Here is an 8910-nt window from a genome sequence, read left to right on the forward strand (position 1 = left end):
ATGTTAAACGTAGCTAGGTTCATTCAAAACAAGGGCTTTAATTTTTACGGCTTTCTCAAAGTGATCTAGTTTATGTTTTATGATCCACCAAGTAGCTGCTTCCATTAATAACTCTGGATTATCATTTTTATTTTTAAAGAAAGCATAAAAAGATAATCCTACTGTAGTTCCTTTTTTCTCAATTTTTTCATTGCAGCCATGAATAAATAACTCTTTTCTCATATATTTTCTTAAATCCGTAAACGTTCTTTAATGAAATAATTATTTATTTAGAATATCGGTAATCCATTTCCAAGCATGATTAACACCTTTTACGAAAAGATGCATGCTAATGGGTATGAAAAAAAACAATAAAGAAGTATTTTGATCGCGAACTAAAAGTGCTAATAAAGCAGGAGTCCAGAAGAGAATATATAAAATGACTATCCACTTAGCAATACCCGTTTTTTCAGTAATTGCTTGAGAACCTGCTATAAAAGGAACTACAATTAGTATATATATAATAATATATAACATTTTTATAAAATATAATTTGGTACATTTAATATATCAAAAAATAAAGTAATTGTTTAGAAAAGTATAAATTTTTAGTCTCTTTAGATTCTAGTTCTTATTTTAATATGAGAATCCTAAATACTTCTTAATATTTAGGATTCTAGATTTAAGATAGGCTTTTAATTAAAATCTATAACTTAAACCTACTGTGTACATTAAGCCATTAGCTGTAATTGATTTTTCTGATTGATTCGAGTCATTTTCATCATCATCATTCGTATTATTTTGCTTTAGATGACTATAGCGTGCATCAAGAAAAACTCCCCAATTTTTACCTGTTGGTTTATATACTGCACCGATCTGTCCTGTTAAACCATATAGAATACTTGCTGACTCATTTGAGTCATCACTCTTATCTTTAGGTACATGTACAAGAGCTGTACCACCTAAACCAATATATGGAGTGACAGGTGAACTATTGTTGAAATTATATTTTAATGTTAGGGCTAGAGGATATTGCTCAAAAGGCATAGATTCACTGCCACTACGAACCTTATTGTTAAATGCAGTTCCAATAAGGAATTCAGTAGAAATATTTTTAGAGAAAAAGTATTCAACAGATGGAGTGAAACTTACACTACGGTTTACTTTTAATTCAGTACCATCACTATCATGGAGATTACTTAATCCCAAAGAACTCCCACCCATTTTAACTTGCCAATTGCTTGCAAAAGTATTTGTTGTAATAAGTAGACCGACAAAAAGTAAGGATTTTTTAAACATGAAATATCTATTTTGTGAAAAATTGTAAAGTATTATTATATATATGTTTAAATTTAATTTACAACAAGTTAGCTAAAAATTTAGAAAAAACAATCATTAGTACAATTTTCTATACCATCGTAAATCGTAATAGTTATAATTTTCGTATATTTCACTTCTAGCTTTCAAAAATCGCAGTAAACCGAGCAATTACTTCATCTAGGATATCAGTACCCACTTTTTCTAAAAACTTCGCATGTCTTGCTTCAAAATCTAAAGCTCTAGGTTGATCACAACGTATAATACCAGTCGTGCGACCATCGAACAGCTCTACAGCAAAACCTGAATTACGGGCAAAGCGTCCACCTGATGTAATGGGTAGAACAATCGGCATCTTGGTTATTTCATTAAAACTCTCTGGTGAAATAACCAATACAGGGCGTTTCCCTTGTTGTTCATGGCCGAGTGTCGGATCTAAAGAAATTAAATAAATATCACCTTTATCCATTAAATTTCCTCTCGACCTACTGGCTTTATATCATGCCATGCATCTTGTTCGAGATTTAACTCTTGATGCTCCTTCAATAAGTCAGCTAATTTATAAGATGGCTTCTTTTTAGGTTCAATCAGTAGTTTTCCATCTTGAATATCTAATGACACTTCTTTACCAGCATCTAACCCCAATTTTTTCAACAAAGCTGGGGGTACAGCTAGCATGATAGACCCACCAACTCTTCTTAAATTTGTATGAACCATACCCACCTCAAAAGTTATACTTTAATATAACTAATTATCACTCATTCGATTTTTAAATCAATCAATTTTTGTATAAAAACAAGAAAAGATGAATGCATTAAAAGTTTCATTTATAATATAAATAATCGGATAATATCAATTAAGCAAGCCTACCTGTATTACATTTTCTTCGAAAATATATACAGGGCTTGTTAGGGGTTTCACCCCTAAGACCCCAAAAGCATCAATTTAGCAATAAGACCACAATCTTCGAATGATCTTATTGCTAAATTGCACAGCAAAAACTGTTAATAGGACCTAGAAATGCTACGTACGAAAACTAAATCGTTTCGCATGACTGAAGTACAACTAGAACAATTAAAAGAACACTTAGAAAAAGAACAAACAGAATTTTCTGATTTTCTGCACTCTCTAATTCAAAGAGAAATTATGCAAAGTGCAGCAACAGTTGTACTGAAAAAAGAAAATGAGGAAGAGGCGAAACCAAGAGTTAAGGTTAAAAGAATCTTTGAGGTGATCAAACGCTATCAAAAAACAGATCCTGACTTATTACTTGAGCTCTCTAAAATTGGGAATAACTTAAATCAAATCGCAAGAGCATTAAACATTATTAAAAACGCGAGTGCTGACGAACAAAAGAAATTAGATATTTTTAGTATTTTTCTCGTTTTAAAAGATATTCAAACTGAATTAGAACAAATATTTCCAGCTCTCCCCGAAATTAAAAGACAAACACCTGAGAGGCTACAAAAGCAGTTGTCATCTATCGCGTTATCAGAGGAAGATGAGCGTGCATATTAAGTTTTTAAAACATGGGAAAGGTTCAGCAATACATGCCTCAGCATATGTTTTAGATCACTTAGATCATCAGGGTAATGTCCGTGCAGGCGTTGAAGTTTTACGCGGTGATGCCACGGCATTTAATGCAGCGTGTACTGCGAATCCTCATCTTTGGAAATACACATCTGGCGTCATTGCATGGTCTAAAGAAGACAATCCAACCAATCAGCAAATTGAAGAAGTTTTAAATGAATTTGAGAAACATGCTTTTGCTGGTTTAGATCCATCGCAATATCACCTCTTTGCTGTTTTACATATCGATGATGATGGCTCAAAACATATTCATGTTTTAACACCGAGACTTGATCTACAGACTGGAAAAGCACTCAATATTGCCCCGCCCGGCCACGAGACTCACTTTGATGCATTGCGTGACTATCTCAACATCAAACATGGATGGTCACGCCCAGATGATTTGCTTTTGATGAAGACAACACAAGAGCCCAATCACATTGCAAAGCTGAATAAACAAGCCAAAAAAATGGTTTCCAATCAGGTTTTACAAGACTTACCCAAAAAGCAGTTTTGTAGCGTCATTGATAATTACGTCAAAACATTATTACAGACTCAAATTGCGACAGACAGAAAAGATATTGTCGAATGCATCAGACAGCTCAACGATGTAGAGAACGTTAAGCAAAGTACAAATTTTTTAACGGTAACACTTAGCAATGGAAAAAAGCACAGACTCAAAGGCGACTTCTACACAGAAGAATTCGAAATTAGATCTTTTTCAGAGCATCTCAGCGCAGCAGCAGAAAGCAGAGCAACTGCAAGTCAGCTTGCAGAATCTGTCAGAGATGCTCAAAAAGTTAGAAACAAATATAGAGACAAGCGAGCAGCCTATCACTCAAAACAACATGCTTTTAAAGCAAGTGCAACAAACGACAATCTCTCTAGAATCGCGCCTGAGCTCGATATTGAGCGAAATCAACAATCTGTCGCCCGAACACATTCAAGAGATGATAGAAGGCTACAGCGCGAAAATAGACACACTGATGAGCGAATTATCAAATATCGATATGTCTCAGATTCTAACCGTTCAGCGACGCATCAATTCATTTTCAACATCAATCGAGAAATTACAGACCGAAATAAATCAGCAATTGATGAATATCAAAATCGATCAAGTGATTTTACAGAATTCAATTCAAAGCCAAGTCGAGCAAGCAGTCGAAGCCAAGAAACAATATATCGAGAGTACCGTAGAGAGTTTGTTAAACGACAAACTCAAGACACAGAAGAGCTATCACATTTTGATTGCAACAGTGACGTTTTTCATATTGACGCTTTTAATGACTGGTTATCTGCTCTATCAAGCATTCATCAACAACAAATCAATCGCAGCACAAAACAAAATCATCTCAGAGAACGCAGCAATCATCGAGAACCAAAATCAATATATCAACAGCAGAAGATAGAACATGAAGACCGAAATAGACCAGTACCTGACTCAACAAAACAACTTACTGAAAGAACAGAACGAACGATTGCAGAAGCAAATAGAGAAACACAAAGAAGTCGAGCAACAATTACAGCAACAGATCAAGAGCATCGCAGAAGAGAACAAGAAACAACAAACGTTAATATCACATCTCAATTCGGAGATATTAAAAATCGAGCAAGTAGACTTTTCAGCAACACTTTTTCAAAACTATCAAACAAACTTATTGAATCAATTACAAGTACAGTCAGAACAAGCTTTGAATCAACTAAATTTGCAAAAGATTGTAGAGAAATTAGTAGACAGCAGAATGATGCAGACCCAAGAGAAAATAGAGCAACAACAAGAGCAGTTAACAGCGGCACTCTCGAAGATCTCACAGTTCAGGCCCTTAGAAAACTTGGAAACCGAGTTAGAGAATCAAGCGAAGCAAATGATCAAGCTGCAAGATACCTTGAAGGACTTAATCACATTAATCGACGACTAGATACCTTGATTAAAGACGGAATAAAAATTGAGCCTAAACCTGCCAGTCAGTTCAAACATATTCGATATGACAGTTACTATCCTGATGCAGTCATAAGACATAAATCGCTTTCAATGGAGCAAGATCATGCATTTGAACGAAGAGATGCCGTTAGACTGATAAAAATCATTTCGAAGAAGACAGAGAACCTGTTGGATTACATGCGTAATGCTGGCAATAACCGAGATATTTACCCTCCTCATTTTGAACTCATCAACAAGATGCGAAAAAATGACAGACGTATGCTGAAATACTTAGATTGCCAACTGATATTAGAGCCCCAAAATGAACATCTTACAGTTTGTATTCATGAATACAAAAAATGCTTAGATCACTTCAAAAAACTAGAAAATATTTATTCAGCATTTAAACATCCTAAACCTATTGAACATGAGCAACCTTCCATCAGAGTAGATAAGCCATTAAATGAACCTAAACGGCAAAATGAAAACAGCTTTGATATTGATGGTATGGATGGGCCTTAAAACATGATTTACAGAGCGAGTGTCTACGAGCGATCAACTGTAATTTGAATATTCATTCCCTGATTACTGCTTTTGCTTTTAAAAAATAAAGCGAAGCGATTTTATAGAATATTAAAAAAATAAAGGCTTTTAATAATAAAAAGCTTTTAAATGCTTTTAGGAGAGCTGAAAGCATCTAATAGCAAAGCTCTTAGAGTTTATATGACTACACTTACCTTGCAATATGACTACACTTACCTTGCAAGAATACTTCTATATGACTACACTTACCTTGCATATAGCTACATTATAATATAGTGTAGTCTTTAAAAGAGGTCCATGTAGAGAACCATGAAAAAAGAATTAGTTGTAAAAGACAATGCATTAATTAATGCTAGTTATAACCTTGGACTAGTAGAACAACGTTTAATCCTCTTGGCTATTGTTGAAGCAAGAGAGTCTGGTAAAGGGATTAATGCAAATGATCCTCTTATTGTTCATGCTGAAAGTTATATGAACCAGTTTTCTGTACATCGAAATACTGCATATCAAGCTTTAAAAGATGCTTGTGAAGTATTGTTTGAACGTCGTTTTAGTTATCAAAGTCTCAGTGAAAAGGGAAATATTCAGAATCATAAATCAAGATGGGTTAGTGAAATTATTTATGTTGAGAAGGAGGCAATTGTAAAATTAATTTTTGCTCCTGCTATCATTCCTTTAATTACAAGATTAGAAAAGCATTTTACGAGTTATGAGCTAAAGCAAGTAAGCCAGCTCAGTAGCCCTTATGCAGTACGTTTATATGAAATTCTTATAGCATGGCGTAGTACAGGAAAGACACCTATTATTGATATCTCAGATTTTAGAGAAAGGATAGGAGTTTTAGAAAGTGAGTATTTAAGGCTTAATAACTTTAAAATGCGTGTTTTAGAACCAGCTATTAAACAAGTTAGTGAGCATACAGATATTACAGTACAAGTTGAACAGCATAAAACTGGCCGAACAGTTAGCGGATTCTCATTTAAATTTAAACAAAAACCACAGCTTGAAGTAGAAAAATCTGTAAATCCAAAACGTGATCCAAACACACCTGATTTTTTTGTTGAGATGACTGATGCCCAGCGTTATTTGTTTGCGAATAAATTGTCTGAAATGCCTGAAATGAGTAAATATTCGGAAGGTACTGAAAGTTACTCTCAATTTTCCGCTCGTATCGCTAATATGCTTTTACAACCTGAAAAATTTAGAGCACTTTATCCTCATCTAAAGCGAGTTGGATTTCAATCTAGTTAAAAAATACACTCAGGTTTATCCACTTAATTTGTGGATAAATTCTCAAAATAGAGATTTAAACAACTAAGGCGCAAAATTTTATAAATTTATGCACAAGTGCGCCTCAGCCAAATCAGATAAAGGTCTGTTTCGTTTATTTAATACTGCCAATTTCTTTATCTTCATTTTTTCCTTTGAGCATTAGAGTTGTTTCTTTAATTCTTATTATTTTTCCTTCTGTATCTAATTTTGCGAATAAATAAACTTCTGTTATTACTTCATCTCCATTGTATTTTCTTGAGGTGACTTGGTGGATATCTGCTAATGTATCTTTGCTTTTAACTTCTTCTATTAAATTGAAGTGTGCTGATTTTATAATCTCTCTTAACTTTTTAAGATGTTCTATGAATCCTTGTCTACTATCCCATACTCCGTTTGTACATTGCTTGTATTGACTACTGAAATATGTATCTGCAATTTGTTCAATTGTGTACTCTCTCTTATTTATTACTTTATCTAATATATTGATAATAATATTTTTTTTCATAATTTAATTCCGTGTTATTAGTATTCTTATTTTAGAGATTCGAATATTCTATTTGTACGGCATATGCAACATTGAATACGGTTAATCAGCCATCTTATGACTTCTCCCTTAATATCTATAAATGATGCTTCTTTGATTAAAGGACCAATAATACTCCCTGCTCAAAGGGTAAATGATGACGTTAGAATTACTTCTAGTCATTCACATACTAGAGGACAACTAATTGGCACAAGATCAGGGTTACTATCTATTGAAAGTTTGAATAAAAAGTGGGTTGTTCCTATTACTCATGCTATATGGATTCCGCCGACTATAGAACATAGTCTTAGTTCACATGGTAGTTTTTCAGGTTGGAGTCTATATGTAAGGGAGTCATCATGTAGTTGTCTTCCTAGTATCCCCTGTGTTCTTAAAATTTCTAACTTATTATATGAATTGATTAATAGAACTATGACTTGGAATATAAATACCTTTGATTCTAGACAGGAAAGGCTGTCAGAGGTTCTTTTAGATGAGATTTCTACATTACAGAAAATGAATCTTGGAATATCCATGCCAACGGATCCTATATTATTGAAGTTGGCTCAAAGCTTTCTTGAAAACTTAGATGATGACAGAAAAATTGAGGATTGGGCTTGCGAAGGCAACATGTCATCGAGAACATTAACACGTAAATTTACTTTAGAAACAGGATTTAGTTTTAATGAGTGGAAGATCCGTATTCGTTTATTAAAAGCATTAGAGTTATTAGCCATAGGAAAACAAGTTAAGTCCATAGCATTAGAATTAGGTTATATGAATGTAAGTGCTTTCATTACAACGTTTAAGAAAGTATTTGGTCAGACTCCAAAAGATTATATGAAATGATCATGAGTATAGGCCAAATCCAATAACAGCTAGTGTAGGATCTTTAATTTTTTTGGTACTTTATCAATTGTCTAGGTCTTTAATCGCTAGTTCAACAGTTTTTAAAAGTTCCTTGTGTTATACTGTATACCGATATACAATATATCTAGTGGAGGATACCTACATTGATTAAAAGTTTTAAATGTGAACATACACGGCTATTATTTGAGACTGGTAAAAGTTCTAAATTCTCAGCTATTTTGAATGTCGCTACTCGTAAATTAACTATGTTAGATGCAGCCGTAACTTTAGAATTTTTGAGGTCTCCTCCCGGCAATCGATTAGAAAAATTGGAAGGTAATCGTTTAGGCCAGCATAGTATTCGTGTGAATGCTCAATGGCGGATTTGTTTTATTTGGACAGATCATGGACCCAGTGAGGTCGAAATAGTCGATTATCATTAATTATTTGAGGAATATATATGATTCATCATAATGGTATGAGAGCAGTACATCCGGGAGAAATCCTAAAGGAAGAATATATGCTTCCATTAGAACTAAGTTCTAATGCTCTAGCTAAAAAATTGGGTGTAACACCGACTCGTATAAACGATATCGTTCTAGAGCGTCGTGCTATTACAGCAGACACAGCATTACGTTTGGCTCGTTTTTTTGGTGGTGATGCTGAAAGTTGGCTGAACTTACAGCATTTATATGATCTAAAGATTGCATACGAAAAAGCTGGTAAGGCTATTGAAGAAACAATTACGCCCTATGACACTGATTTAGCATTCGCATAGAGCTAGACTCTTTCCCTAAATTTATCCGCAAAAAATGTGGATAATTGCTGAAACAAGAGATTTGAAAAACCAAGATAAAACTATAAATCGTATGTTTTTTAATCTAAATTATAGGCAAGAAGTGCCAAAACCGCCTAAAAAAAAACCGACTTGTTTCCA

Annotated in this window: 11 protein-coding genes; 6 read left to right on the forward strand and 5 right to left on the reverse strand. The window is 33.8% G+C overall.

Annotation, left to right across the window (positions count from 1 at the left end):
* Positions 1-3 precede the first annotated feature (3 nt).
* From AC1MPL_RS11985 to AC1MPL_RS12000, 4 genes are all read right to left on the reverse strand, one after another.
* Positions 4-222, reverse strand: a complete 219-nt coding sequence (locus AC1MPL_RS11985) for a DUF6500 family protein (protein WP_479766264.1) — start codon at positions 220-222, stop codon at positions 4-6.
* Positions 223-678: 456 nt separating this feature from the next.
* Positions 679-1278: an OmpW/AlkL family protein gene (locus tag AC1MPL_RS11990; RefSeq protein ID WP_479766265.1), complete on the reverse strand. Its 600-nt coding sequence runs from the start codon at positions 1276-1278 to the stop codon at positions 679-681.
* A gap of 157 nt (positions 1279-1435) precedes the next feature.
* On the reverse strand, positions 1436-1765 hold the full coding sequence (locus tag AC1MPL_RS11995; protein WP_479766266.1) for a type II toxin-antitoxin system PemK/MazF family toxin: 330 nt from the start codon (positions 1763-1765) through the stop codon (positions 1436-1438).
* A complete protein-coding gene (locus AC1MPL_RS12000) occupies positions 1765-2013 on the reverse strand; it encodes an AbrB/MazE/SpoVT family DNA-binding domain-containing protein (RefSeq protein ID WP_479766267.1) in 249 nt (82 codons plus the stop codon). The genes AC1MPL_RS11995 and AC1MPL_RS12000 overlap by 1 nt, the downstream gene beginning before the upstream one ends.
* Positions 2014-2316: 303 nt before the next feature.
* On the opposite strand from AC1MPL_RS12000, the gene mobC reads away from it, so the two are divergent.
* The 3 genes from mobC to repM all read left to right on the forward strand — a co-directional run bounded on the left by mobC (position 2317) and on the right by repM (position 6580).
* Entirely contained in the window at positions 2317-2814 is a 498-nt protein-coding gene (gene mobC / locus AC1MPL_RS12005; protein WP_479766268.1) for a plasmid mobilization relaxosome protein MobC, read from the forward strand.
* On the forward strand, positions 2798-5308 hold the full coding sequence (locus tag AC1MPL_RS12010; protein ID WP_479766269.1) for a relaxase/mobilization nuclease domain-containing protein: 2511 nt from the start codon (positions 2798-2800) through the stop codon (positions 5306-5308). The genes mobC and AC1MPL_RS12010 overlap by 17 nt, the downstream gene beginning before the upstream one ends.
* Positions 5309-5638: 330 nt before the next feature.
* Entirely contained in the window at positions 5639-6580 is a 942-nt protein-coding gene (repM, locus tag AC1MPL_RS12015) for a replication initiation protein RepM (protein WP_479766270.1), read from the forward strand.
* Positions 6581-6713: 133 nt separating this feature from the next.
* Here the strand turns inward: repM and AC1MPL_RS12020 are convergent, their stop codons facing one another.
* On the reverse strand, positions 6714-7106 hold the full coding sequence (locus AC1MPL_RS12020) for a hypothetical protein (RefSeq protein WP_479766271.1): 393 nt from the start codon (positions 7104-7106) through the stop codon (positions 6714-6716).
* A 96-nt stretch (positions 7107-7202) separates the two neighbouring features.
* Between AC1MPL_RS12020 and AC1MPL_RS12025 the strand changes: the two genes are divergently transcribed.
* From AC1MPL_RS12025 to AC1MPL_RS12035, 3 genes are all read left to right on the forward strand, one after another.
* On the forward strand, positions 7203-7973 hold the full coding sequence (locus AC1MPL_RS12025) for an AraC family transcriptional regulator (protein ID WP_479766272.1): 771 nt from the start codon (positions 7203-7205) through the stop codon (positions 7971-7973).
* 164 nt (positions 7974-8137) lie between these two features.
* A complete protein-coding gene (locus tag AC1MPL_RS12030) occupies positions 8138-8416 on the forward strand; it encodes a type II toxin-antitoxin system RelE/ParE family toxin (protein ID WP_092750154.1) in 279 nt (92 codons plus the stop codon).
* 17 nt (positions 8417-8433) lie between these two features.
* Entirely contained in the window at positions 8434-8751 is a 318-nt protein-coding gene (locus AC1MPL_RS12035) for a HigA family addiction module antitoxin (RefSeq protein ID WP_479766273.1), read from the forward strand.
* The last annotated feature ends 159 nt before the right edge of the window (positions 8752-8910 follow it).

The organism is Acinetobacter sp. N1-1 (genome assembly GCF_056711485.1).